Annotated in this window: 27 protein-coding genes; 17 read left to right on the top strand and 10 right to left on the bottom strand. The window is 44.5% G+C overall.

All coding sequences use genetic code 11. From position 1 onward, the window contains the following. The first annotated feature begins 28 nt into the window (after window positions 1-28). The 10 genes from A3860_RS02005 to A3860_RS01960 all read left to right on the top strand — a co-directional run bounded on the left by A3860_RS02005 (window position 29) and on the right by A3860_RS01960 (window position 9048). On the top strand, window positions 29-1165 hold the full coding sequence (locus A3860_RS02005; protein WP_081144853.1) for a cytochrome c oxidase subunit II: 1137 nt from the start codon (window positions 29-31) through the stop codon (window positions 1163-1165). 48 nt (window positions 1166-1213) lie between these two features. Continuing rightward, on the top strand, window positions 1214-3022 hold the full coding sequence (locus tag A3860_RS02000) for a cytochrome c oxidase subunit I (RefSeq protein WP_081144852.1): 1809 nt from the start codon (window positions 1214-1216) through the stop codon (window positions 3020-3022). A 48-nt stretch (window positions 3023-3070) separates the two neighbouring features. Beyond that, a complete protein-coding gene (gene cyoE, locus A3860_RS01995) occupies window positions 3071-3979 on the top strand; it encodes a heme o synthase (protein ID WP_081144851.1) in 909 nt (302 codons plus the stop codon). Window positions 3980-4008: 29 nt separating this feature from the next. Next, window positions 4009-4578: a cytochrome c oxidase subunit 3 gene (locus A3860_RS01990; protein WP_081144850.1), complete on the top strand. Its 570-nt coding sequence runs from the start codon at window positions 4009-4011 to the stop codon at window positions 4576-4578. Window positions 4579-4608: 30 nt separating this feature from the next. After that, complete coding sequence (locus A3860_RS01985; RefSeq protein ID WP_081144849.1) at window positions 4609-5283, top strand: cytochrome c oxidase subunit 3; 675 nt, start codon at window positions 4609-4611, stop codon at window positions 5281-5283. Window positions 5284-5349: 66 nt separating this feature from the next. Further along, window positions 5350-5799: a cytochrome C oxidase subunit IV family protein gene (locus A3860_RS01980; RefSeq protein ID WP_081144848.1), complete on the top strand. Its 450-nt coding sequence runs from the start codon at window positions 5350-5352 to the stop codon at window positions 5797-5799. A 209-nt stretch (window positions 5800-6008) separates the two neighbouring features. Further along, the gene (locus tag A3860_RS01975; RefSeq protein WP_081144847.1) at window positions 6009-6821 is read left to right on the top strand and encodes an SCO family protein; all 813 of its coding nucleotides are present in this window, start codon (window positions 6009-6011) and stop codon (window positions 6819-6821) included. 3 nt (window positions 6822-6824) lie between these two features. Further along, window positions 6825-7406 carry a DUF420 domain-containing protein gene (locus tag A3860_RS01970; RefSeq protein WP_081144846.1) on the top strand — a complete coding sequence of 194 codons (582 nt, stop codon included), beginning with the start codon at window positions 6825-6827 and terminating at the stop codon, window positions 7404-7406. A gap of 67 nt (window positions 7407-7473) precedes the next feature. Continuing rightward, window positions 7474-7959 carry a hypothetical protein gene (locus A3860_RS01965; RefSeq protein WP_081144845.1) on the top strand — a complete coding sequence of 162 codons (486 nt, stop codon included), beginning with the start codon at window positions 7474-7476 and terminating at the stop codon, window positions 7957-7959. A 78-nt stretch (window positions 7960-8037) separates the two neighbouring features. Further along, entirely contained in the window at window positions 8038-9048 is a 1011-nt protein-coding gene (locus A3860_RS01960) for a zinc-binding alcohol dehydrogenase family protein (protein WP_081144844.1), read from the top strand. Window positions 9049-9169: 121 nt separating this feature from the next. Here the strand turns inward: A3860_RS01960 and A3860_RS01955 are convergent, their stop codons facing one another. From A3860_RS01955 to trmB, 3 genes are read right to left on the bottom strand one after another with little or no spacing between them, the layout of a single operon-like run. Beyond that, a complete protein-coding gene (locus A3860_RS01955; protein ID WP_081144843.1) occupies window positions 9170-9562 on the bottom strand; it encodes an MGMT family protein in 393 nt (130 codons plus the stop codon). Then, the gene (locus tag A3860_RS01950) at window positions 9540-9746 is read right to left on the bottom strand and encodes a DUF5522 domain-containing protein (protein ID WP_081144842.1); all 207 of its coding nucleotides are present in this window, start codon (window positions 9744-9746) and stop codon (window positions 9540-9542) included. The genes A3860_RS01955 and A3860_RS01950 overlap by 23 nt, the downstream gene beginning before the upstream one ends. Further along, window positions 9718-10431 (bottom strand): tRNA (guanosine(46)-N7)-methyltransferase TrmB, encoded by a 714-nt coding sequence (gene trmB, locus A3860_RS01945; RefSeq protein WP_081144841.1) that lies wholly within the window; start codon window positions 10429-10431, stop codon window positions 9718-9720. Before trmB ends, A3860_RS01950 begins: the two co-directional genes overlap by 29 nt. A gap of 590 nt (window positions 10432-11021) precedes the next feature. Between trmB and A3860_RS01940 the strand changes: the two genes are divergently transcribed. Further along, window positions 11022-11492 (top strand): Lrp/AsnC ligand binding domain-containing protein, encoded by a 471-nt coding sequence (locus tag A3860_RS01940; RefSeq protein WP_081144840.1) that lies wholly within the window; start codon window positions 11022-11024, stop codon window positions 11490-11492. 85 nt (window positions 11493-11577) lie between these two features. Further along, window positions 11578-11988, top strand: a complete 411-nt coding sequence (locus A3860_RS01935) for a hypothetical protein (protein ID WP_081144839.1) — start codon at window positions 11578-11580, stop codon at window positions 11986-11988. 105 nt (window positions 11989-12093) lie between these two features. On the opposite strand, the gene A3860_RS01930 is transcribed toward A3860_RS01935, so the two are convergent. The 3 genes from A3860_RS01930 to A3860_RS01920 form a co-directional block, all read right to left on the bottom strand. Continuing rightward, window positions 12094-13191 carry an ABC transporter permease gene (locus A3860_RS01930; protein ID WP_081144838.1) on the bottom strand — a complete coding sequence of 366 codons (1098 nt, stop codon included), beginning with the start codon at window positions 13189-13191 and terminating at the stop codon, window positions 12094-12096. A 148-nt stretch (window positions 13192-13339) separates the two neighbouring features. Then, window positions 13340-14491: a glycosyltransferase gene (locus tag A3860_RS01925; RefSeq protein ID WP_081144837.1), complete on the bottom strand. Its 1152-nt coding sequence runs from the start codon at window positions 14489-14491 to the stop codon at window positions 13340-13342. A gap of 23 nt (window positions 14492-14514) precedes the next feature. After that, on the bottom strand, window positions 14515-15330 hold the full coding sequence (locus A3860_RS01920) for an alpha/beta fold hydrolase (protein WP_081144836.1): 816 nt from the start codon (window positions 15328-15330) through the stop codon (window positions 14515-14517). A gap of 599 nt (window positions 15331-15929) precedes the next feature. Between A3860_RS01920 and A3860_RS01915 the strand changes: the two genes are divergently transcribed. Together A3860_RS01915 and A3860_RS01910 are read left to right on the top strand one after the other, a co-directional pair. Next, entirely contained in the window at window positions 15930-16370 is a 441-nt protein-coding gene (locus A3860_RS01915) for a MarR family winged helix-turn-helix transcriptional regulator (RefSeq protein ID WP_081144835.1), read from the top strand. A gap of 95 nt (window positions 16371-16465) precedes the next feature. Next, window positions 16466-18259, top strand: a complete 1794-nt coding sequence (locus A3860_RS01910) for an acyl-CoA dehydrogenase family protein (protein ID WP_081144834.1) — start codon at window positions 16466-16468, stop codon at window positions 18257-18259. Window positions 18260-18379: 120 nt separating this feature from the next. On the opposite strand, the gene A3860_RS01905 is transcribed toward A3860_RS01910, so the two are convergent. Further along, window positions 18380-18577, bottom strand: coding sequence for a hypothetical protein (locus tag A3860_RS01905; RefSeq protein ID WP_143773900.1), 198 nt, complete (start codon window positions 18575-18577; stop codon window positions 18380-18382). A gap of 226 nt (window positions 18578-18803) precedes the next feature. Between A3860_RS01905 and A3860_RS01900 the strand changes: the two genes are divergently transcribed. From A3860_RS01900 to A3860_RS01890, 3 genes are read left to right on the top strand one after another with little or no spacing between them, the layout of a single operon-like run. After that, on the top strand, window positions 18804-20189 hold the full coding sequence (locus A3860_RS01900; protein WP_245843453.1) for a deoxyguanosinetriphosphate triphosphohydrolase: 1386 nt from the start codon (window positions 18804-18806) through the stop codon (window positions 20187-20189). 39 nt (window positions 20190-20228) lie between these two features. After that, complete coding sequence (locus A3860_RS01895; RefSeq protein WP_081144832.1) at window positions 20229-20636, top strand: Dabb family protein; 408 nt, start codon at window positions 20229-20231, stop codon at window positions 20634-20636. A gap of 13 nt (window positions 20637-20649) precedes the next feature. Continuing rightward, a complete protein-coding gene (locus A3860_RS01890) occupies window positions 20650-21060 on the top strand; it encodes a DUF2251 domain-containing protein (protein ID WP_081144831.1) in 411 nt (136 codons plus the stop codon). Window positions 21061-21069: 9 nt separating this feature from the next. Here A3860_RS01890 and A3860_RS01885 read toward each other — a convergent pair whose 3' ends face one another. The 3 genes from A3860_RS01885 to pgl all read right to left on the bottom strand — a co-directional run bounded on the left by A3860_RS01885 (window position 21070) and on the right by pgl (window position 23898). After that, window positions 21070-21921, bottom strand: coding sequence for a polysaccharide deacetylase family protein (locus tag A3860_RS01885; RefSeq protein ID WP_081144830.1), 852 nt, complete (start codon window positions 21919-21921; stop codon window positions 21070-21072). Next, a complete protein-coding gene (locus tag A3860_RS01880; protein WP_081144829.1) occupies window positions 21887-22843 on the bottom strand; it encodes a glycosyltransferase family 2 protein in 957 nt (318 codons plus the stop codon). Before A3860_RS01880 ends, A3860_RS01885 begins: the two co-directional genes overlap by 35 nt. A gap of 335 nt (window positions 22844-23178) precedes the next feature. Continuing rightward, a complete protein-coding gene (gene pgl / locus A3860_RS01875; RefSeq protein WP_081144828.1) occupies window positions 23179-23898 on the bottom strand; it encodes a 6-phosphogluconolactonase in 720 nt (239 codons plus the stop codon). Between the last annotated feature and the right edge of the window lie 35 nt (window positions 23899-23933).

The following is a 23933-nucleotide window of genomic DNA, read 5'->3' as shown; positions in this document are numbered from 1 at the left end:
TCGATAGTATAAAATATATTGAACGATCATGACAACTACCGGATTATTTTTGTTAGCCATCCTGGCGCTTGGGTTTCTGATAACGTTTCAGATAGCCAAGGCGAGTGAGTATGTTTCTGTTTTAAAGGGAGAAAAAAAGTCTTTCGAACAAAATAACAGGATCAACGGATTCTTGATGGTAGTATTCCTGGTGCTGGGGCTTATAGGCGTGTATTTGTGCAATAAAGCACTGTACCCAAAGACGCTGATGCCCTATCCGTCAGCATCTGAACATGGTGAGAACATTGACACCATGTTGAAGATCACTTTGCTGATCACAGGCATCGTGTTTTTACTTACCCAGATCTTACTGTTCTGGTTTGCCTACAAGTATCAGTACAGCGAAAAAAGAAAAGCTTTCTATTATCCCCATAACAACAAACTGGAGATGATTTGGACAACCGTTCCCGCTATTACCTTGTGTATATTGGTAGGTTTCGGTTTGTACTACTGGTTCAAGATCACCGGTGAGGCGCCAGACAATGCCATGAAGGTAGAGATCACCGGCCGTCAGTTTGGTTGGATCTATCGTTACCCAGGTAAGGATAACGTGTTCGGAAAGAAATATTTCCGCATGATCGATGAAGCCGATGGCAACATCCTGGGTATGTTGTGGAAAGACAGCACCATGCATACACCCAACGGTGTGCAAAATATTAAAGCTGACCCTACTGGGTACGATGATATCATTGAAACATCTGCCATGTATTTGATCAAAGATCAGCCGGTAAAACTGATCATCAATTCACGCGATGTGATCCATGACGTAGGTCTGCCTCATTTCCGCATGAAAATGGATGCTGTGCCTGGTACGCCAACTACTATGTGGTTTACGCCCAAGTACACTACCGATGAAATGAAAAAAATTACCAATAACCCCAATTTTGAATACGAGATTGCCTGCGACCAAATGTGCGGAAACGGCCACTATTCAATGAAAGGGCTTATTAAAGTAGTAACCCGCGATGAGTTTATTTTATGGCGGGCAAAACAACAACCCGGTTACAAACCAGCCACCGCTGCTGCCCCTGCACCTGCCGAACAACCGGCAGCACCTGCAGATACAGCAAAGAAGGCTTCAGCTGGCGCCTTAGTACCTAATTCTACTTTGGCATCAAACAAATAACCGGTACCCGAGAAACTGAATTAATTACGACTTTCAAAAAAAGATACAATGAGCCACGGTCACGCAGAAGTTTTAACAACGCATGAAGTGCATCACGATGAGCATGGCGTGCATCACCATCATCAGTCGTTTATTTCTAAATACGTATTCAGCCAGGATCACAAGATCATTGCCAAGCAATTCCTGATCACTGGTATGATATGGGCCATTATTGGTGGTTTGATGTCGGTGTTGTTCCGTTTGCAATTAGGTTACCCCGACCAAACCTTCCCCTGGCTGGAAGATATTCTGGGTAATTGGGCAAAAGGCGGTAAAATTACCCCTGAGAACTATTATGCCCTGGTAACCATGCACGGTACCATTCTGGTATTCTTCGTGTTAACCGGTGGTTTGAGCGGTACCTTCGCCAACTTCCTTATTCCCCTGCAAGTGGGCGCCCGCGATATGGCTTCGCCCATGATGAACATGTTGTCGTACTGGTTCTTCTTCGGTGGTAGCATCGTTATGATGTCTTCCCTGTTCATTCAAACCGGTCCGTTCAGCGGCGGGTGGACAGCCTATCCGCCATTGAGCGCCCTGGGTGATGCTTCACCCGGTTCCAAAACCGGTATGGACCTGTGGATCACCGCTATGGCTATGTTCGTAGTATCTTCATTGCTGGGTGGTTTGAACTATGTGTCTACCGTATTGAACCTGCGTACCAAAGGTATGAGCATGACCCGCTTACCGTTGACCATCTGGGCGCTGTTCTTTACCGCGGTATTAGGTATCTTATCATTCCCTGTATTATTATCAGGTTTCATTCTGTTGCTGTTCGATCGTCACGCCGGCACCAGCTTCTACCTGTCGGATATTTATATTGCCGCTACCAACCAGGCATTACCCAATGAAGGTGGTAGTGCGATCCTGTACCAGCACTTGTTCTGGTTCCTGGGTCACCCTGAGGTGTACATTATCCTGTTGCCTGCAATGGGTATGGCATCTGAGATCTTATCAGTTAACTCACGCAAACCGATCTTTGGTTATATGGCCATGGTGGGATCGCTGTTCGCAATCACCATCCTCGCCTTCCTGGTTTGGGCACACCACATGTTCGTAACCGGATTGAATCCGTTCCTCGGATCTGTATTCGTGTTGCTGACCCTGCTGATCGCTGTGCCTTCAGCCATCAAAGTATTCAACTGGTTAACTACCATCTGGAAAGCAAATATCAAGTTCACCCCCGGTATGTTGTTCGCATTAGGTTTTGTGAGCCTGTTCATCTCTGGTGGTTTAACTGGTATCTTCCTTGGTAACTCAACACTGGATATTCACCTGCACGATACCTATTTTGTGATCGCGCACTTCCATATAGTAATGGGTGTGTCGGCATTCTTCGGTATGTTCGCCGGTATTTACCACTGGTTCCCCAAAATGTATGGCCGTTATATGAACAGTACATTGGCCTATATCCACTTCTGGGTTACCCTTATTGGTGCGTACCTGATCTTCTGGCCGATGCACTACGAAGGTTTGGCCGGTATGCCCCGCCGTTACCTCGATTACAGCAACTGGGCTTCATTCAATCAATTTGGTGATCTGAACAGGTTCATCTCAACTGTAGCAATGATCGTTTTCTCTATACAATTACTGTTTGTGTTCAACTTCTTCTACTCTATTTTTAAAGGAAGAAAAGTGACTACACAAAACCCGTGGGGTTCAACCACTCTTGAGTGGACTGCACCCATTCACCCGGGCCATGGTAACTGGGAAGGCGAGATCCCTGAAGTTCACCGCTGGGCTTATGATTACAGCAAGGACGGACGTGATTTCATTCCGCAAACTGAGCCTATTGCCGCGAATGAAAGCAAGCACTAATAATAGAGTGCTATTTAAGAGGTTGATTATTTAAATTATTAACAATAGATGCAGCAAGTAACCGTGAAGCAACAGAGTTCTTTAAATATTGCCGGTAAGGTAAAAGACTATATGATGCTGATTAAATTCAGCCTCAGCTTCATGGTTGTGTTTTCTGCTGTTATCAGTTACCTGCTGGCGCCCCAGATCGTAAAGGGGCATTGGGACTGGCAGTATATTACACTGCTGTTTATTGGTGGATTACTGGTTACAGGAAGCGCCAATGCAGTAAACCAGATCGTTGAAAAAGATACAGATGCCATGATGATGCGTACTTCCAAACGGCCGGTGGCCGCAGGAAGAATGCAACCGGCAGAAGCCTGGGCATTTGCTATCATTGCCGTTGCGGCTGGCTGTTTTATACTCGGTTATTTCTTTAACTGGTTATCGGCCGGGTTGGCATTGTTCAGCTGGTTCGTATATGCCTACATGTACACGCCATTAAAGAAAGTGAGCTCCATATCTGTGCTGTTAGGAGCAGTGCCGGGAGCGTTGCCCTGTTTAATTGGCTGGGCTGCAGGCGAGGATAAATTAACCGCAGGCGGTTGGGTGCTCTTTGCCATTCAGTTCTTTTGGCAGTTTCCGCACTTCTGGGCTATTGCCTGGATTGCGCATAAGGACTATTCCAATGCCGGGTTCAAACTGATGCCATCGGTTGAAGGGCCAACGAAATATTCGGCCGTGCAGTCGATTATTTATTCCCTGGTATTGATACCGGTTGGCGTACTGCCGTACCTGGTTGGCATGAGTGGTATGACGAGTTTCTGGATCGTATTGGCGGCAAACCTGTTCATGCTTTGGCAAAGTATCAGGTTGTATCGCGAAATGGAGAAGAAGGCTGCCCGCCGGGTAATGTTCACCAGTTATATCTATTTACCGATAGTGTTACTGGCTTTGCTGGTAGATAAGATTGGATAAGGACAATCACAAAAAACTATAAAACCGTGATGACAGAAGCAGTGAGTACGCAAAGAAAAAAAATACATCCTCACAAGTTCACCTTGTGGGTAGGCATAGGCAGCATCATTATGATGTTTGCAGGGTTAACCAGCGCCTATATCGTAAAAGGCAGCATGGGTAATTTCCCTACCATTAAAATGCCACAGCTCTTTTATTATTCAACCGCTGTAATACTGATCAGCAGCTTTACCATGCAATGGTCGCTGAAGGCATTTAAAGAGCGGGGTATGCAACAGTACCGCCGGTTATTAACGGTGACCATGATACTGGGCGTAGGTTTCATTGCCATGCAGCTCATTGCATTTTCGCAGCTGTGGGAAAGCGGAACCAAATTGAAGGGAGCAACCGGCTCAGGCCAGTTCTTATACGTTATTTTCGGATTGCATGCGGTGCACGTGCTGGGTGGCGTTATTGCTTTAATAATAATGTTCATCAAAGCTTTCAGCGCACGCATCAGGAATTATAACCCGGTGCCGGTAGAAGTAATGAGCACTTACTGGCATTTTGTAGACCTTTTATGGGTTTATTTATTCGTGTTCTTTTTGTTTAAATCATAATTGCAGAACTACTAATATTAAAATAGTAACATGGCACAAGTAGCAACGGCTAATCAAAGCATGTGGTCAGGTGGAAAAAGCCCATTTAAAGTGGAGTATGGAAAGCTGATGATGTGGTATTTTTTGATGAGTGATGCTTTTACCTTTGGCGCATTCTTGATTTCGTATGGAACCATCCGTTTTTCAACTAACTCATGGCCCGACCCCAATCACGTATTCAGGTCATTCCCTATCGTCGGCGAAATGCATATTCCGCTTGCGTTCGTGAGTTTGATGACCTTTATCCTGATCATGAGTTCGGTAACCATGGTATTGGCCGTTGGCGCTGGTCATGAAATGAACAGAAAAGAAGTGTTGAAATGGTTAGGCTGGACCATCCTCGGTGGTATCGCATTCCTGAGCTGCCAGGCATGGGAGTGGTATCATTTACATGCAGAGGGTGCCTGGTGGGGTCACAATCCGTTCCCGAACATCGATGGAACGCAGGCTTCAACCAACTTTACCAACTTCTTCTTCACCATTACAGGTTTCCATGGATTTCACGTATTGAGTGGTGTGGTGATAAACATTATCATGTTCATCATGACCTATAAAGGTGTATTCGACAGAAGAGGCCATTACCTGATGATCGAAAAGGCTGGTTTGTACTGGCACTTCGTTGACCTGGTTTGGGTATTCGTGTTCACTTGTTTTTACCTGTTCTAGTTGAGTTATTCAACCTGCAGCAGCGATACAAAAGGCATTAATTGATTTATATACAATATTGAGAATATGGAAAATGCACATGTAGCAGAACATTATCACGCTCACGACGAGCAACATACTTTCGACAGAAAAGCGATCTGGAGAACTTTCCGGATACTCTTATACATCACTTTGTTTGAACTGGCCCTGGCTATCAGTTATTATGAAATTGAGTTTTCGAACCCTCATTTGGTAAAACATTTACTGAATGGTGTATTTATTGTTCTTACCCTGGCTAAAGCCTTCTTCATTATTGCCGAGTTCATGCACCTGCGTCATGAGATCAGGAACCTGATACTCACCATTTCAATTCCGGCTTTATTGTTCATCTGGTTCATTACCGCCTTTTTGTGGGATGGAAATTCTTACAAGAACCTGCGTAATACCTACGATCGTCATTACAAAGATCATAGTGCTGAGCAGGCGCCAAAACCGGCTGAACACCATGAAACTCAGGAGCCCGGTAAATTAGATTAATTGACTTTACTGCTAATGTGATATAAAAAGGAACCATCCCGGCCCGCCGGGATGGTTCCTTTTTTGGGATAGAACCGGCTAATGACCAAATGGTTATAAGCGAAGATGTCCGGTTCAATGGATAGGAAATACATAAATGTGTAATATTCTAACAAAAAACCGCGCGGCATTACATCGTGCGGTAACTTTGCGCAGCAAAAGAAAAAATCGTGAGTCAGAAAGCATTATTAGCCCTGTGTATCGCCATTTTTTTACCGGTTGTCAGCTACTTTATAGTTAAAGGAGTTAGCCGCGACGCTATTCATATGCCCGCGCATTATTACCCCGACGACGTTGTTGAATCAATAAAGAACGGGAAGCGGGTGAGCGATACCATCTGGCACCAGACAGGCGATTTCAAACTACAGAACCAATTGGGTCAAACAGTATCGCTGCACGAACTGCGTGGGAAAATTGTAGTGGCCGATTTTTTCTTCACCCATTGCCCCTCTATTTGTCCTTTTCTTACCAAAAACATGAAGGGCCTGCAGGATGCATTGAAAATGAAAGATGTTACCAGGCGGGTTGATACTTCCTTTGTGCAGTTTTTATCGTTCAGTGTAGATCCCGAAAGAGATTCTGTAGCGCAGTTAAAAAAATATGCCGATCATTTTGGCGTAAACCCCGATGTATGGTGGATGCTGACAGGGCCCAAAAAGACGATCTATGATTTTGCCCTGAACGAAGCAAAACTGGGTTTACAGGATGGGGAAGGAGTTGATTCCCTGTTCATACATACGCAAAAGTTTGTGGTGCTCGATAGAAAGGGTGTAGTGCGCGGTTATTACAATGGCCTCGATACGCTTGAATTATCAAAACTGGCAGAAGATATCACCTTGTTGATGCTGGAAAAAGATAAAGACGAACCTTCACCGGTATTGGCACAACTGAAAGGCCTGTGGCCAATTTATATTGCCGTTATTGTGGCTGTTGTGCTATTCGTGTGGATCACCCGCAAACCAGCAAATGAACCCAAAATATAATCTATGCTACCTCCTGTACTGGCGAAAAACGATAAAAAGGCCACCTGGCTTATTCTTGTATTTTCTGTTATAGTATTTGTTGCCGTGTCGGTGTTAACCCGTGTGAAGCTCGAAGTTGACCTGGGTTTTGATGTGCATTTCTTTGCGAAGTTGAATGCGATCATCAACTCAGTGGTAAGCCTGTTGCTGCTGGCGGGGTTAATGGTTGTAAAACAAGGTAAATACCAGTTGCACAAGCGCATTATGATAACCGCCCTGGTATTATCGGTTATATTCCTGGTATCATACATTTGCCATCATCTGCTGGCCGGTGAAACCAAATTTGGCGATATAAACCATGATGGAATTGTGAGCGATGCCGAAAAAGCACTGGCCGGCCCCAAAAGAATTTTTTATTTTATTATTCTTTCCACACATATTCCGTTAGCCGGTATTATTCTTCCCTTTGTACTTTATACAGCTTACAGGGCGTTAATTGGCGAATGGCCCAAACATATTAAACTGGCCCGCATTACCTGGCCCATTTGGTTATATGTTTCAGTAACCGGCGTGCTGGTGTATTTATTGATCAGTCCGTACTATTAATTTTTGAGGTGCGGCGTGATCAATAAAGTGCGGAAGGCGCAACCGTATTCACCATTGACCATTCACCATGCAACAACCCAACGCTTTTACTTCATTAAGGATCGTGCATATTGCCTTGCTATCGGGTATGACTGCGTTTGCTATAGTTGCAATGACGTTGGTGAATACCGGGTTTGCTGCTGTAGTTGACGACTCAACACAAAGGATATTGCAGGTTGTTTGTATACTGCTTTCTGTCCTGGCCCTGTTCGCAGGCTTTAAATTTTTTAAGAAAAGGATCTTAGCAGCGCGTAACCATATGGAAGCAGGAGAGAAAAGGATGGAGATGTACCGCACTGCCTGTATTTTGTGGTGGGCAATGATTGAAGGGCCGGGCATTGTTGCCGGTGTTGCTTTTGTATTATCGGGCAATTATGCTTTTTTTGCCCTCGCCGTTTTTCATATACTGGCATTACTGACATTTGCACCGCGCAAAGCGAATATTATTTTGTTCCTGAATTTGAGCAAAGAGGAAGTGGTTCGGTTAGAAGGAGGAAAGTATACAAAGAAGTAGGGGATCAAAATTGCCGGCTTGTGCGCCGGGGCCATGACCTGGGTGTGTTGCCCACGCACGATCAAAAACATTTCAATTATGAAGCAACTAGTTTGTATTACACCGGGGCAGCTCGAATACCAGGATGCCCAACAACCGGTAGCCACGCCAAAACATTCCCTGCTTAAAATAAAACGGATAGGCATTTGCGGAACCGATCTGCATGCGTATGAAGGCACACAGCCATTTTTTAATTATCCACGCATTCTGGGTCACGAACTGGCTGCTGAATATGTATCGGGCGATGCGCCGGGTTTTGAGCCGGGGGAAGCTGTTACCATTATTCCCTATTTCAATTGCGGAAAATGTATTGCCTGCCGCAATGGCAAACCCAATTGTTGTACCAGCATCAATGTATGCGGTGTGCATGTTGATGGTGGTATGCGCGAATATCTGGTGGTTCCATCCTATTCTTTATTACATGGCGATGGCTTAAGCTTTGATGAGCTGGCATTGGTAGAACCGCTGGCGATTGGTGCACATGGCGTACGCCGGGCAGGCGTACAACCGGGTGAATATGTACTGGTGATTGGCGCCGGCCCTATCGGATTGGGCATAATGGAATTTGCCCGCATAGCCGGTGGTCATGTTATTGCGATGGATATAAACGAGCAACGGTTATCGTTTTGCCGTGAGAAGCTGCAGGTGGCGCATACCATCAATGCAGCGAGTGAAGAGGTGATGAAGCGTTTGCAGGAGATCACCAACAATGATATGCCAACCGTAGTGATCGATGCTACCGGTAGCTTAAAAGCGATCAACAATGCATTTCAGTATATGGCGCATGGCGCGCGGTATGTGCTGGTTGGTTTGCAAAAGAATGAAATTAGCTTTTCACATCCTGAGTTCCATAAGCGTGAAGCCACTTTAATGAGCAGCCGCAATGCCACCAAAGAAGATTTTGACCTGGTGATGCAAAGCATGAAAAAAGGACTGGTAAACCCGGCTACTTATATTACTCATCGCGTATCATTTGATAAGGTAAAGAATGAGTTTGCCAGCTGGCTGAAGCCGGAGACAGGCGTTATTAAGGCGATGGTTGAGTTGTAATTAAGTTCATAAGTTATTTAGTTCAAAAAGGTAAGAACTGAATAACTCAGGAATTAATCCGGTTTGCCCCGATACCGGTAACCCACAACGGTTAGCTGGTTAATAGTATCAGGTGACTATCTCATAGCTCAGTCGCAGGGTCCCAGAACAGCTTCCTGAAATCGACTATTGTATCGTTCCTGACTTTTATGCCTTCTTTCTTAAGCAGGGCTTCCATTTTGGAGGGCGGGTTAAAATGATGTTTTCCGCTTAACATGCCATTGCGGTTCACCACGCGATGGGCCGGAACTTTTGGTTTGGCCGAACCGGCGGCATGCATGGCCCAGCCCACCATACGGGCCGATAATTTTGTACCGAGGCAGGAAGCAATGGCACCATAAGAAGTGACGCGTCCTTTGGGAATTTGCCGGGCCACTTCAAATACCAGTTCAAAAAAAGAATGGTCTTTTTTACCCGAAGGAGTAACGGTGGCCAGTTTTTCCCTGGCTGAGTTATTTTGTTTGCGTGTTGCCATCTTGTTTATGTTGATTGATCAACTGGCTTTTTCGCGGCTCAGGAACATTTACATAGTCAAAGGGGCAATGCCGGCAGCCGTTCCCGCAACAATACCCTCTTTCGAGGTGATATTGCGCCGTAAGCACCATAAACCCCTGTTCGTTGTAATAAAAATCAACTCCTTCGGTCAGCTTCTTCTTCAAGCAATAAAATTTTTAAAGCGCTTTCTTTATCGGGTAAAGGAGTGGCCGGCAGCATGAACTGCAAATAATGCACTTTGTTGCTTTGGGCTATGTCGAGACCCTCGTAATGCGTTTTTATTTGTAAAACCTCGCTAACTGATTCCCCGGCATATACATCTTCTATATCTTCTATAACCGGCAGATCGTACAGGTCAATGACCCATTTGGTGAACCGGTACAAACTGGGCGAATCGGTTTTCAGGTGAATATAACCACCCGGCCGCAGAATTTGTTGGTACAGGCGCAGGAATTTGGGATGGGTCAATCTTTTGCGGGCCTTGGAGGTCCTTAATTGCGGATCGGGGAAGGTTAACCAGATCTCCGATACTTCGCCCGGCCCAAAATATGTGGCAATACGATCGATCTGGGTGCGCAGAAAGCCAACATTGGTTAAGTTTTCCTGCAGGGCTTTTTTGGCGCCTACCCAAATGCGGTTCCCTTTCAGGTCAACACCCAAAAAGTTCCGTTGGGCATATAACCGGCCCAAACCCACCGCATATTCACCCTTGCCACAAGCCAGTTCAAGCGTAATGGGATTGTTGTTATGAAAAAAGGTATTCCAGTTTCCCGGCATGTTTTCCGGGTATTGCAGCACATTTGAGAAGGTGCTTACTTCTGCGAAGCGTTGTAATTTTTTTTGACCCATGGATCGGCAAAAATAGGCGAGAAAATGTAGGGAAAAAAGATTGGTTGCAGAATGAGCGTATGGAGGTATATAAACTAAAAACCCCCGGTATACAATACCGGGGGTTTATTAAGCTGTAGAGGGAGGATTCGAACCTCCACGGGGCAGTTAGCCATGGTGCAAATCTGTGGTGGTCAACCCCAGTCGGCCTAATTGCTTAAACCGGCATTACACCACGTTTATCCCGAACTCCCCACCCCCGAGACAAGAGGGCATGTCTGCCAAAGTTCCATCACTCCACAAGATAAAAACGTGTAAAAAAGCTGCTGTAGGAGGAGGATTCGAACCTCCACGGGGTTGTTAGCCACGCCCGAAAGCGTAATTTGTCCTTCCTGAAATTAACCAGTATTCCCCACCCTCGAGACGAGAGGGCATGTCTGCCAAAGTTCCATCACCCCACAGTATTTATCGCTGTTTAAAGAGCTATTTCATAGCAATATTAAAGAAATTGCCAGTATTGTTGTAAATTATTCAACAAAAATTTTGAAAGTTTCGACAATATATAAATATTTGCATACTTGCTTGAAATTTGTAAAAAAACGATTGCAAAAATGGCGACTAAATTGAATTTAGATAAACTGGACCTGCAGATAATCCATGAGATGATGGATAATGCAGAAATTTCTTATGCAGACCTGGGTAAGAAGTTATTCGTTTCCGGAGGTACTATACATGTACGTATAAAAAAGCTACAGGAAGCAGGTATTGTCAAAGGTACAAAATTAAATGTGGACCTAAAACAGCTCGGATATGACGTAATTGCGTTTATTGGCATATATCTTGAGAAAAGCTCCCTGTACGATTCAGTAGCCAAAGAACTGCAGCGCATCCCCGAAATTGTACGTTTGAATTATACAACAGGTAATTACAGCATGTTTGCTGAAATAGTTTGTAAAGATATTAATCAATTACGGTTTGTATTACACGATGAATTACAGAAGATAAAAGGAATTGAGCGCACCGAAACGTTTATTTCACTGGAGGAAAGTTTCACCCGTAATGTTCAGGTTTTTACACAGTAACTATTATTTCAGCCTTACATTTATACACAACCGGTTGTCTGTAGCGTTTTTAAATGTATTTTTTTAAACTATATCTTTACCTCTTATGAAAAAAATTATCCTGGTTGGTTTGGCCTTTTTGCTGGCGCTTACAGTAACCGAAAGTTGTAAAAAGAAAAAAGACGGCGGCAATGACAGATGTGGCGAACAGGAAATAAAAGTAACAACTATTCCTGCCAATGGTACTGTTGATCCTCCTGCACCCGGCACTACCTTTCCTTTAATTGTGAATATTGAAACCATGCCTCCATCAGGCGCTTCCATAACAGTAACAGCTAAACAGGATGGCAATTCAACGGCTTATTTTACTGAAACCCGCGCCAATGCAACAACCTCAAACAGTTTTCAAATTACCAGTACGCCTGCAGGTGTTACCTGTGTTGTTGAAGTGGTTGTAACATCCAAAACCTGCAATACCAACCAGTGGAAAGGCAGCTACCGCTATTCGGCTAAATAAATTTGTAACCTGTTAATATATTTACCCCGGTACAAGCCGGGGTTTCCTATTTATGGCAGTACCTGCCTGCAGGTAGTTTATAACTGTGAGCAACATTCGGTCAGGCTATTCTTTTACCTGTAACGCATCGCGTAAGCCATTGCCCAGCATATTAAAGGCCAGCACCAGCAGCATAATGGCAAAGCCGGGCGCCAATGCCAGCATAGGATTATGTGTAATAATGAAGTTGTAATTTTCTTTGATCATTAACCCCCAGCTTGGCTGTGGGGGCTGTACCCCAACACCCAAAAAGCTCAAACCGGCTTCAATAACAATGGCAGATGCAAAATTGGAAGCCGCCACTACCATAACCGGTCCCATTACATTAGGCAGCACATGGCGTAAAATGATGCGGGTATGTGAAAAGCCCAATGCTTTGGCTGCTTCTACATATTCCAGCTCGCGTACGCTTAATACCTGTCCGCGAATGATGCGCGCCACGCTTACCCACATGGTTAATCCAATGGCTACAAAAACCTGCCAGAAGCCTTTGCCCAACACCAGGGTAATGGCAAAAACAAGCAACAGGGTAGGGATGCTCCAGATCACATTGATGAACCACATAATGGCATCATCGGTTCTGCCCCTGAAATAACCCGCCAGTGCGCCCAGCATTACGCCAATGCTCAATGAAATAAGTACGGTTACCAGGCCAACTCCCAGGCTTACGCGTACGCCTACCAGTAACCGGCTTAAAATATCGCGGCCATATTTATCGGAGCCCAGCCTGAATTTTTTTGTTGTGACCTTAAACGCACCGGAAGCTGATCCTTCCTGCCAGCGGGTTTGTGAAAGTGGCAGGGCCACTCTTTCATAAATGCCTTCATCAATGTATTTCTGAATGATCAGGCTATCCTTTGTTGCCTGATAGCTTTGAATGGGAATATATTGGTATTTGTCTTCTGCACCATAAAACAATCGCTCAAAAAATGGGGTAGGCTTTATCTTTTTTTCCCTGGGTAATTGCAGGAACAGCCGGGAATAGCCGGGTTGCTGACCGCCAATTTCCACTATCATCCTGTTCGCATTGGGCGAGCCATCCGGAGCCAGCAGATAAGCAAATACAGCTATCATAATGGCCAGAACGATAATAGTAATACCAATCAGTGCGCCTTTGTTCTTTTTAAGTCGCCGCCAGGTTGTTCTTGTGGTGGCTGTAGTCATAATTGTTACAGGTTACATGTTGCAGGTTACAGGGGCCTTGAAACCCAGACTTTATCGGGGCAGGCTTTGCAACCCCGTAAAAGCGGGGCGGGCTCTGTAACTTGAAACGTACTCCTATTGTAATAATGCTTATTTATTTAACAATGTATTATTTCTTAATCGTGCGCCCTTTCCACTCGTATTTTCCGAACTTACCCAACCAGCCTGCAATGATGGTATAACCAATATGCAGGGGTTGTAAAAAAGGAAAGTACTTCATTAACCTTTGCTGGCCAAAAAAGATGGCTACCGAATTTACGAACGGAAATTCGATCAGTACTTTGGCCAGTAATAAAAGCAGCACCAGCATCATCCAGGTATGGTTCCAGAACGACGCAATGGCTCCTGCCAGAAAACAAACATTCAACAGGTATACAAGTAATAATACCCAAAAAATGCGCTTGTCATCGTAGTGGTCGGCCTTGCTGGCCCAGCGAATGCGTTGGTGAAAGAATTGCTTCCAGCTGGCGGCCGGTTCAGTAGTTACAATGGCATGGCGGTTTTTTAGGTAAAACACTTTTTCAGGATATAATTTGAAGATCTTATGCATTAAGAGCATATCATCGCCCGATGCAATATGATCAATATTATTAAAGCCGTCTACTTCATAGAATGCCGATCGTTCGTAGGCCAGGTTAGCGCCATTGCACATGGAGTGAAAACGTTTGTATACCGATGCGGCTGTAATGCCCTGCAGGGTTAAAAAATCAAGTGTTTGAAAAATAGATAACAGTGACGATCTATTATAATACGTTACCGGCGCGGCAATGAATTTGGCTTCGTTGGTTTCATAGAATGAAGCAATTGTTTGCAGCCAGCCCGCATCAAACCGGCAATCGGCATCGGTGGTCACAATCAGTTCACCTGCCGCTGCATTGATACCGGTTTCAATGGCCTTTTTTTTATAGGAAGCGATGGCATTTCGCTCTTCCACATGATCAGATAGCTGCAATGTTTTAAGCTGCATCAGTTCGCCATTGTATGCCTGTAGCAATGACCAGGTATTATCGGTTGAATGATCGTTTATGATAATTACTTCGTATAATTCTTTCGGGTATTGCTGATCCTGTAACGACTGCAGCAGGGCATTGATATTCTTTTCCTCATTACGGGCCGAAATGATGACCGAGATAAACACCGATGCCTGTTTTTCGGGTAACGCAAATTCAGGCAACCGGTTCCATGCTTTATGATAGTAAGCTATCAGCATTGCATAAACCACCATGAACATAAAGAACAGGAAAAAGAAAAGTGGCATCATTCAATTGGATTTGGAAATATATTTTATGATTGTATTGCCTGCATTATGTGATTCACATACTTTTCCTGCAACACCTGGTGGCCCGTCTGAATAATATGCAACGTACAGAAAGATTCAATACCGGTGCGAAATTTTTCTCCCCGTTCGTGCCGGATTATGCGGTCGTACTTTCCATATAATAAGTGAACAGGCAATTGGTTTGCACGAATTAGTGTTTTTATAAATGCAAGATCAGGTTTTATGGTGCGCATACAGGTCCAGCGTTCATATAACAACCTGCGCACAGTGGTATCATGAATATAATAGCGGGTGAATTTTAATACACTTTGATTGATGAGCTTTAACCGGTTGCCCGTTTGTAACAGCCAGAAGAACCAGGCCGGGTGTTTCATGGTAAAACCAAAGAGGCGGTTGCCGAGATAAGTTTGGGTAGCCAGCCAGTACCAGATATTTACTTTTAATCCATCGGGCGCCAGCAATACTGTTTTCTCAATTTTATTGGGCATTGATTGCAATAATTGTAAGGCCACTCTGCCGCCCATACTAAAGCCAAGCAGGGTGATCTTGCTTGCTTCCTGGCCATGTTTTTCAAGCAGCAATTGTGTTATGGCAAGCAGATCGGCAATAGAAAATGTAAGTCCTTCGTGCCATTGTGTTTTGCCATGATAAGGAAGGTCTAAGGCAATAACCGTATAGTCGGGCGGAACGTAGTTTTCCAAAAAATGAAAAGTGGTTTCCGATTCGCCATAGCCATGCAAACACAAAATTATTCTGGGTCCGGCGCCAAACCAGCAATAATGCACCTGGGAACTCCGGTATTGAATAAAAGCAGTTTGCATGATGCTTAAAATTAGCTACAATATAGGTATTAAGCAGCATACGGGGTTTGGGGGCGAACAACAGCACCAGGGAGGAAAAGCATATCGTTTGTACGATGGAGATATGTGATGGTGAAAGAAGGAAGTGATTACATGACCAATTAATTTTAATCAACAGCAGAATTTCCGGTTAAAAAAATTGAACAAATTTTTTAATTGGAAGGGCGTTCAATTTAATTACAAAGCCGTTCAATTAAATTAGCAGGCCGTTCATTTCAATCAGCAAGCTCTTCAATTGAATTAGCAGAGCGTTTAATTCAATTAGCAAGCCCTTCAATTCAATTACACAGCCGTCCAATTCAATTAGCAGACTAGACAATTGAATTGAAAGGGTTTTTAATTCAATTGGAATAAGCGGCTCAAGTTTTATAAAGTATTCATTTCCAGCTAGTTGACTGATTATTACAAATTTCGGGTTGCCCCATGCTCTTTATTTTTGCTCCACTCACCCAAAAACTCCACAGCATTCCTTACCATTCCACCGTTCACAAAAATTTATCCCTAAAACTTGTAGAAAAGCCCGGAAAAGACTAGATTTGGATAGTTGTATAAGCAACTATATGTCAAACAACCAATTCAAGAGAGGCGAATTATACAGTTTTATCACTGGCAAGGCATCAACGGCCATTGCCCGCCGTTTGCAGAAAAAGTTCAATGCAGCGAATCTGAATTTAACTATTGAGCAATGGAGCGTGTTATATCATTTATGGAAACAGGATGGCATCAGTCAGCAGGAATTGTGTAATGCTTCTTACCGCGACAAGCCCAGCATTACCCGCCTGGTCGATAACCTGGAGAAACTGCAACTGGTAAAACGTGTTCCATCAGAATCTGACCGTCGCATGAACATGATCTATTTAACAAAACAGGCACAAAAGTTACAGGATCAAACCATGGAGCTGGCCAACGAAACACTGAACGAAGCATTGGAAGGCGTATCACCCGAACGAATAGATATATGCCGCGAGGTGTTACAGCTTGTGTATGATAATTTGAAGTAGTTTGACAAATTGAAAAGAGATAAGGTGACCGGGCCGTTATTGACCACTCACCATTGACCATTGCAACAATATTCACCCAACATAAACACATTTTTATGAGTTCCACCACACAACAAAAAAATATACTCAAAGGTGGCGAGTGGCTGATCAAGGAGAGCTCTCCCTTTGAGACCTTCATCCCGGAAGATTTTTCCGAAGAACAACAAATGGTAAAGGACATGTGCGCTTCGTTCCTCGATACGGAAATAATGCCTATCCTTGACCGTATCGATAAACTGGAACCCGGCCTTATGCCATCATTGGTTTCCAAAGCCGGTGAGCAGGGCTTGCTGGGCGCTTCCATTCCCGAACAATATGGTGGGTTGGGCAAAGACTTTATCACCAGTAACCTGGTAGGTGAAGGACTGGGCGGCGGCTTTTCATTCTCAGTAGCCGTATCGGCACACATGGGTATTGGCACCCTGCCTATTCTTTATTTCGGCACCGAAAAACAAAAAGAGAAATACATTCCCAAACTCGCTACCGGTGAATGGAAAGGCGCCTATGGCCTTACAGAACCCAATAGTGGCAGTGATGCTTTGGGCGCAAAAACAACCGCCAAATTAAGTGATGATGGAAAGTATTATCTCCTGAACGGACAAAAATGCTGGATCACCAACGGTGGCTTTGCCGATGTATACACTGTATTTGCAAAGATCGACGGCGACAAGTTCTCTGCATTTATTGTTGAAAGAGGGTTCGAAGGTTTTACCCAGGGCGCTGAAGAACATAAAATGGGTATCAAGGGTTCTTCTACCGTTCAACTATTTTTCCAGGATTGTAAAGTGCCTGTTGAAAACCTGCTGGGCGAAGTTGGCAAAGGGCACATTATTGCCTTTAACATCCTGAACATAGGCCGGTTGAAATTATGTGCTGCTGCATTGGGTGGTGCAAAACGGGCCACCACTACCACTATTCAATACGCCAATACGCGCGAGCAGTTTAAAACACCCATCGCTTCCTTTGGTGCCATAAAAAATAAACTGGCCGAAATGGCCATTACCATGTGGGTATGCGAAAGCGCTTTGTACCGTACCGCCAAATGGATCGACGATAAAGAACATGAACTGCTGGGCGCCGGTAAATCATTTGGTGAAGCCGTACTGGGCGGGGCCGAAGAATATGCCATTGAATGCGCCATACTGAAAGTATTTGGCAGCGAAACGCTTGATTTTGTGGCCGACGAAGGCGTTCAAATACACGGTGGTAACGGGTTCAGCGATGAATATGTTATTTCAAAAGCCTATCGCGACAGCCGCATCAACCGCATTTACGAAGGCACTAATGAGATCAACCGCCTGTTAACGGTTGATATGGTGTTGAAGCGCGCCATGAAGGGCCGGTTAGATCTGATGACGGCCGCTATGAACGTGCAAAAAGAATTGATGAGCATCCCTGATTTTGGAAGTGGCGATGAAGAAGCGTTTGCCAAAGAGAAAAAAATAATCGCCAATTTTAAAAAGGCGATCCTGTTAACAGCGGGCGCTGCCGTGCAAAAGCTGATGATGAAGATTGAGCAGGAACAGGAAATATTAATGCACATCGCCGACATGGCCATTCAAACCTTTGCGGCTGAAAGCGCCCTGTTGCGTGCAATGAAGCTCGTTGAACGTAAAGGCGAAGCAGCCACTGCGTATGAGCTGGATATAACAAGGACCTGGCTGTACGATGCCGCCGACATTATAAACAAACATGGCAAAGATGCCATTAATGCTTTTGCCGATGGCGACGAACAACGCATGATGCTGTTAGGCTTAAAACGCTTTACAAAGGTTGAACCCTTTAACAGCAAAGAAGCGAAACGCCGCATTGCTGCAAAGCTGATCGGCGATAACAGGTATCCGCTATAGTTTTGAGTAAGCCTGCTTTGAGCAAAGCCGAAAAGTCTAAAAATTCATCAGGAAAGTATATGTGAAACCTTTTGCACCTCGCCTTCGCCGGGCTTCGGCGAAGCGAGGCAGAAGGTTTTTTTATTTGGCCGGCTCCTCCTCATCAGTTTTAAATGCGGCGCGGGCCAACAAAACGAATCCGGCTGCAGACATGAGAATAAAACAGGTGTGCGATACTCTGTCAATATAGCCTGTTCGGGTCATCATAATTGCCATGGAAGTGATAACAGCCAGTATGCAAACTAAAAATAAGCTGTTGAAAAAGGGTATGATACGCATAGGGTTTAGATTTGAAGCAAATTTCAGTTTGAATATAATATCTCCCATGCAAATTTTATAGCTTTTGTCGAAAATCAGTCGTGATTTGTAGAAATTCTAAGGGTTTGCCCCTGCTCCTGAATATTTTCACAATTTATATTTGAGCAATTCCCCCTTCATTAACAAGCTTTTGTAAAAGCGGGCGGTTATAGCGAACCGGCTGCCTTTTTCGGTTATTTTTGTCCACATGATGAACTGGCAACAACTTTTCAGCACCAAAAGAAGCGGTTCTGAACACAGAACGGCTTATTCCGATGCCATCCGTACCTCTTTTCTGCGCGATTACGATCGCCTTATTTTTTCATCTGCTTTCAGGCGGCTGCAAAACAAAACGCAGGTGTTTCCCCTGCCGGGGCCCGTTTTTGTACATAACCGGTTAACGCATAGTTTGGAAGTGGCTTCGGTGGGCCGTTCATTGGGCAAGGCGGTTGGCGATGCCATTGCCCAGAAATATCCCAATGAAAATGATACGTTCCGCGAATTCTATAAATACGAATTGCCATCGGTGATTGCCGCCGGTTGCCTGGCGCATGATATTGGCAACCCGCCATTCGGGCATTCGGGCGAAGATGCCATTCGCACATTTTTCAGGGAATTGGCTGGAACCGAAAAACAACAATTCGCCGAATCGCTGAGCGAGAATCAGCAGCGCGATTTCCTGTTTTTTGAAGGGAACGCCAATGCATTCAGAACCCTTACCCACAGCTTTAATGAAAAAACACCGGGCGGCTTTCGATTAACCTATACTACGCTTGCTTCCATCATTAAATACCCGGCCGATTCGTTGCATGGGTTTAACAAGCAACAGCTGGTAACAAAGAAATCGGGGTTCTTCGATTCGGAAATTGAAACCTATAAACATATTGCCAAAGACCTGGGCATACCTCAATTGGATGCTGCCAAAAACATCTTTGCCCGCCATCCCTTTGTATACCTGGTTGAAGCGGCCGATGATATTTGTTACCGGATCATTGATTTTGAAGATGCGCACCGGTTAAATATTATTTCAATTGACACCATTAAAGAACTCTTCCTTGCGTTTTTTAATAATGAAGAAGGGTACGATGCCCGCGAACGGGTTGAACAGGTCTTTAATGAGATCAACGACCACAACCAGCGGGTGCAGTTCCTGCGCGCCAAACTCATAAACCTGCTGCTTAACCGGGTTACAACAGTGTTCATGCAAAATGAAGAAGCGCTGCTGCAGGGCACTTTACAAAAATCACTGATCGACTATTTGCCCCAAACAGAACAGCAGCTTATTAAATCCATTGACAGGTTCTCCATTGAACATATTTATAATCACCGGTCGGTAGTTGAAATTGAAATTGCCGGTTACAATGTAATTGGTGGTTTGCTGAAAGAGTTTTTTGCCGCCGTGATAAATCCACGCACAGCAAAATCGCAGAAACTATTGCAGCTGATATCACAACAATTTGTAATAACCGGCGAGCCCGGCAAGCTGTACAACGATATTCAGTCGGTGGTTGATTTTATTGCGGGTATGACTGACCTGTATGCAGTGGATGTTTACCGTAAGATCACCGGTATTGCATTTCCGCAGATACGATAATGCAGTATATTTTCTTAGCTTTACCAAAACCTTATAAATATGTCGACCCGACGTGAATTTATTAGCAATACCGGCAAGGCAATGGTTGCCGGCGGATTGGTTACCTTAACAGAAAATGAGACTCCCCATATGATCGAAAACAAGTTTATACACCACGTTTATTTCTGGTTAAAAAATACCGGTAGCAAGGAAGACCGTGCAAAACTGGTTGAAGGTTTGCAAAAATTATCAAAAGTAACAACTATCAAAACCTTTCATATTGGCATGCCGGCCGATACTAATCGCGATGTAATTGACCGGTCATATGCTATTTCCTGGTTTGTTTTGTTCGACAATGCTGCCGACCAGGCAAGCTACCAGGTTGATCCCATACACCTGAAGTTTGTTGAAGAGTGTTCACACTTATGGAGTAAAGTGGTCGTGTATGATTCGGTAGATGTTAAATAATTGAGGGTTTGCCATGAACGGATATTTATTGCGCGAGCAGGCGTTTACTGCAGGGGAAGACACGTTTGTTGAAAGTACAAGCGAGGAGAACAACTATGCAGTTGTTTTTGAAGACGACACCGACACCGGGTATTTTTATGCAATAGAAATAGAACCGGGTTCGGGCAAACAGAATATTCTGGATGCTGTTCATATCTATAATATCGAAGAAGTACCTGAGGAACACCGGAAAGGCAACCTGAAGATCATTTGGTCAAAAAACTGGTTGTGTTGCGCCCTCATCATAAATAATTATTGCCACGCGGTTTTTGATTTCGAGAATCATGGCGGTTATTGCCGTAATGAATTTCCGCCTCCCAATTCCATTTGGACAAAAGGCAATCGCAAGCTCACCAATGAAATGGTAGCTGCATTCTTCTCCTGATACCCGTCTTTATTTTGCCAGGGGTGCTGTTTTGGCCGGTTTTGCTGTGCTGGCAGCTGAGGAGGCCAGTTGGCGGGCTTCCAGTGACCTGGTTTCTGAAACCATTTGCCACATAGTGGTGAAGTCGCCTTCTGCTTTTAGATCTTTCATAAGGCGGTACAGGCGGTGTTGTAATTTTTCGCCCGACCATCTTTTTGCATAACCCGGAATTTCAAATTCCCAGATGTCGGTAAATTCCCAGGGATGAAAATACAAACAGAGGTAACCGTCTTTGCGTAAAGCCTGAATGGCCAGATATTTAAAAACGCTGTACGGCATATTTTTAAATGCCAGCCAGAAAAGCGGGATGCGCATGCGTGGACTTACTGATGCGGGTACCCGCAACAAATTTTGGTCGTAGTACGTTGTGCGTGGAAGCGACAGGTCGTTATACCGGCCCGGGATCCAGGTGGGATTCACCGATGAATCATAGCTGTACCCGGCCTGAATAACATCCTGCACAGGCACTTTTTTCAGACGGGGCATTCTTAAACCATATACCGGCTGGCCGGTAATGTTTTCCAGTTCCAGTCTGCTTTGTAAAAGATCGGCTGTTTTGTATTGGGAATGATAGAAAGTGTGCGAAGCTATTTCATGTTTGCGGGTCAGCTGCCTGATGCTATCGGGGAACCAGTTGGCAAAATGTGCGGTTGTAAAAAAAGTACATTGCGCATCGGTACCGTTAATAACCGACATAGTAGCCTGCAGGCCCTTGAAGCCGGTTTCCATTTGTTCGTATATGGAAAGGTTTTGATTATACTCTAACGGCATATCAAACTCTTCTACATCAAAACTCATCAATATGTATCGCTGCTGGCTCATGAATATTTGATTCTTTTACAATGTAAACAGGTCGATGTTTGTTTTGCATGAACAGCTTGCCTAAATAAATGCCAATGATACCGAGGATCATCAGCTGAAGGCCGCCAAAAAATACGATGGTAACTAATATTGAGGTCCAACCCGAAATGGTATACCCGAAATAATAGCTATATAAAGCATAAGGAATATACAGGGTCGATAAAGCTGCAAAAGTGAAGCCAATGTAAGTGGCTGCATACAGGGGGCGTATGCTGAATGAAGTAATACCCTGCAACGCAAACCGGATCATTTTTTTGGAAGTATATTTCGAAGCGCCCGATTTACGCTGGTCTGGCTCATATTCAACAGGCAATTGTTTGAACCCGGCCCATTTTACCAGTCCTCTGAAAAAAGGTTCAAATTCCTCTAACCCGCGCAATACATCTGCCACGTTGCGGCTCATTAATCTGAAATCGGCTGTTCCTTTTTCAAGTTTGATATCGCTGAGCCAGTTCAACACCTTGTAAAAAAGATTGGAAGTCACTCTTTTTAAAAAAGGCAGGTTCTTATCTTCCTTCCGTACCGTGTAAACGACATCGTACCCTTCTTCCCATTTTTCAAGCAACTGGGGTATTAAATGAGGCGGGTGTTGCAGATCGCCATCCATGGTGATCACACAATCGCCGTCGGCTTTATCTAACCCAGCCTTAATAGCCGCCTGATGGCCAAAATTGCGCGAAAAGGAAACGTATTTGATATTATCATCCTGCACAGCCAGTTTCTTGATCTCATGCAGGGTGAGATCGCTGCTTCCATCGTCAACAAAAAGGAGATTATAACGGTAAGGCAGTCCGCTAAAAATGCGTTTTATGGTCTTTGCCATTACCGACACATTTTCCCTTTCATTATGCACCGGAACAATGATAGATACCAGTTTACTCATACTGTCATTGTTTTAAGGGTGAATAAAAAGGGGGGTGTTACTTTTAAAGTACTGAAATGAAAGCGAAGTGGGTGCAACGCAAAACCATACATAACCTGCAAGCCGGGTGCTGACAAGCTTCGGGTGTTACACTTGTATGGTGTTTTTCGATTCGGTGTTAACATCTCAATAACTAAACGTAAAACGGCCTTTTGGCGGTTTCCCCTATGCTCAAAGGCAAAAATTTATCCAATCAGGATAAATTTTTACATAATTATTGAGTTATAACAAACCTGTAATTGTATTTGTTTGAAAGTAAGTTATTTATGTAAAGCGTTAAATCTTTATCCAACCTGTCATTTTAGCTGGCCGGCTGCTGCCTCATCAACAAACCAGTGTAATTCGCCGCTGGCGGGTTTAATGATCTGGGAGGGATACTGATCAACATTGGGGGCGCCTTTTAGTACTTCATATAAGGCGTTGGCTTTGTTGGAACCGAAGGTGAGGAACACCACTTTAGCCGCCCGGTTTACAATAGGGGCTGTTAGTGTTATCCGGTACATTTGCTGGGCATCGAGGTAAAAGGAAGTAACCCAAGCCTGTTGTTCATGAATAACGGGGGTATGGGGAAAGAGTGATAGGGTATGTCCATCGTCGCCCATGCCACTGAGCACCAGGTCGAAGCTGGTACCTGTGGGCTGAAAGTACTGGTGCAGCATGGCTTCATAGGCTTTGGCCGATTCTTCGGGCGACAGAGTAGTGTCCATAATATGAACCTGTTCGCGCACCACGGGCACCTTGCTCAGCAGGTGGTCGAAGGTCATTTTTGCATTGTTGCGGTTATCTTCAAAAGGAACTGCCCGCTCATCGCCCCAGAAAATATGCAGTTTGCTCCAGTCAATACGCTCCCGGTGAGGAGAAGCAGCCAGTAATTCATACAATTGTTTGGGCGAATTGCCGCCGGTTACCACCCAGGTAAAACGATCCTGTTTTTGAAGGGTTGTTTCAATGGCGCTGGTGATAAATTCGGCGAGGGCCTGGCTTACCAGTTCGGGTGAATTATATATATGGAGCATGTTGAGTTCTTATTAAAAGAGAAGCTTGTCCCCGT

Source organism: Niastella vici (assembly GCF_002077945.1).
In the GTDB taxonomy this organism is placed as follows: Bacteria; Bacteroidota; Bacteroidia; order Chitinophagales; family Chitinophagaceae; genus Niastella; species Niastella vici.
Note: the sequence above shows the minus strand (reverse complement) of the source record. Positions and strands in the feature narration are given on the sequence as shown.